Source organism: Longimicrobium sp. (assembly GCA_036389135.1).
Taxonomy (GTDB): Bacteria; Gemmatimonadota; Gemmatimonadetes; order Longimicrobiales; family Longimicrobiaceae; genus Longimicrobium.
In genome coordinates this window covers 1-2,150 of record DASVQP010000094.1, presented here as the reverse complement: position 1 = coordinate 2,150, position 2,150 = coordinate 1, and the positions used below count along the sequence as shown (strand labels likewise).

Sequence of the window (2,150 nt, the reverse complement as noted above, 5' to 3'; positions counted from 1 at the left end):
CGCCGCCTTCGACGCCTCGCCGCGCGACCTGCGTGCAAACTGGCGTTCGGTCGCGAGCCTCGCCCTTGGCGCGGTCGTACTCACCATTGCCGTGGTGGCGCTGGTCGCCAAGGGGCTCGTCCCGGATATGCCATGGGGCGCGGCGATCGCCCTCGGCGCGATCGTCGCGCCGCCGGACGCGGCAGCCGCCACCACCGTGCTGAAGCAGCTCCGACCGCCCAATCGGCTGCTCGTGATTCTGGAGGGAGAGAGCCTCTTCAACGATGCAAGCGCGCTGCTCGTCTACCGCCTCGCGGTGAGCGCGACGCTCACTGGGGTCCTGTCGGGGTGGAGCGTACTGCCGACTCTGCTCTTCGTCACCGTTGGCAGCGTTGCGCTCGCGCTCATCCTCGCACCGCTCACGCTCGCCGTGACCGCCCGCATCCACGACGTGGCGACCGCGGTCGTCGTGCAGTTCTGCACCACGTTCGGGGTGTGGCTGCTCGCCGAGCAGCTGCACCTCTCGGGGATCATCACGCTGGTCGTCTTTGCGATGGCCGCGTCGCGCCGCGCGCCCCAAATTCTACCCGCGCGGATTCGCATCCCGGCGTGGGCGGTGTGGGAGGTCGCGGTGTTCGTGCTGAACGTGCTCGCGTTTATCCTGGTAGGCTTCCAGCTCAAGTCGATCGCCGGGCGTCTTACCGAGGCGACCGGAGTTCAGTACGTGGCGGTGGCGGCGGCCGTGTGCGTAGCAGTCATCCTTGCCCGGATTGCGTGGGTGAGTGGCGCGGCGGCATTCACACGGTGGCGCAGCGCCGCACGCCCGAACGGAAAGCCCGATGCTGTCGGGCTGACGGCCCGTAGCGCCGCGGTGGCGGGATGGTGCGGCATGCGCGGCACGGTGACGCTGGCCGCCGCGCTCGCGCTGCCAACCGGCGGTGAAGGCGGGGCCCCGTTCCCCTACCGCGATCTGATTGTCGTCACCGCATTCGGGGTGGTCCTCGGCACACTCGTGCTCCAGGGGCTCACGCTGCGGCCGCTCCTGCTGCGCTTGCGGCTGGAGGATGACGGGACGGTGGAACGCGAGGTGCGGCGCGCACGAGTCGAGACGCTCCGGGCGGCGGTCGCGGCCGCAACGGCGTATCCGAGCGCCCCGACCGCGAAGCTCGTTCGGTATCGTTACGACGTCCAGCTCCGTCGCGCAGAGGCGGAGTTCGCCCGCGATAGCGCGGATATGAACGGCGCCGCGTCCTCCACGGCGTCGCCGGCGACCGCCACACCCGCCGTCGATCAGGACGCCGACCCAGCGATGGTGCGCGCCGCGACCGAAGCCCAGCGGCAGCGCCTGGTAGCGCTCCGGGCCGACGGCACGATTGGCGACGCCGCGTTCCAGCGGGTGGAAGAGGAGCTCGACTGGGCGGAACTCGACTGGGCGCAGCTTCTGCGGGCAGGGCGGCGGGCGGACGAAGGGGGATAGTCCTGGGCGGCGCGGTGGTCGCGACGGCTGGAAGGTCACGCGCGCCCACCCGCCGGGTTCGTCAGACAATCCAAGCCAAGAACCAGGAGATTGAGGAGACTATCTGCAAAGCGCACATCACGCTCGATGCTTGCACACGGCAACGAACACGGCCCAGAACGTAAGGGAGGATACGAATGACGACTGTAAGCGTTCGGTACATCGTCGATGACGTTGACGCGGCCATCACGTTCTACACGCAGCTGCTGGGGTTCAGCCTCGTGCTTCACCCCGCCCCTGGTTTCGCAAGCCTCGCGCGCGGCGACCTGCGCTTGATGTTGAACACGCCTTCGGGAGCAGGCGGCGCGGCCCAACCTATGCCGGATGGCCGAACACCGGAGCCGGGCGGCTGGAACCGTATCCAACTCGAGGTCTCTGATCTTGCCCGCGAAGTCGAGGCGCTGCGTAAGCTTGGGGCGCGCTTTCGCAACGATATTGTTGTCGGCAACGGCGGTAAACAAATCCTGCTCGACGATCCGGCAGGTAATCCTATCGAACTCTTCGAGCCTCATGGGGGCTGAGGTTCCTGCTCCAATTCAGAGCGCCACCGCGACAGGACCGCCACAAGCGGTCAGGCCATCCGTAGGCGAACACGGCTATATCTCGGTGCGCTGAGCAGGAAGCCGTTCTTTGCAACGAAAAGGCCTCCTCCTTC

General features: G+C 67.9%; 2 protein-coding genes. Both read left to right on the top strand.

Features of this window, described 5'->3' with window-relative positions; genetic code table 11:
- The coding region (locus VF584_20500; GenBank protein HEX8212570.1) for a sodium:proton antiporter at nucleotides 1–1,456 on the top strand (1,456 nt) is incomplete at its 5' end.
- 176 nt (nucleotides 1,457–1,632) lie between these two features.
- The gene (locus tag VF584_20495; GenBank protein HEX8212569.1) at nucleotides 1,633–2,016 is read left to right on the top strand and encodes a VOC family protein; all 384 of its coding nucleotides are present in this window, start codon (nucleotides 1,633–1,635) and stop codon (nucleotides 2,014–2,016) included.
- The last annotated feature ends 134 nt before the right edge of the window (nucleotides 2,017–2,150 follow it).

What these genes read in the sequence shown, in the direction of transcription:
- VF584_20495 (HEX8212569.1), top strand. Translation starts at nt 1,633, where the DNA reads ATGACGACTGTAAGCGTTCGGTACATCGTCGATGACGTTGACGCGGCC.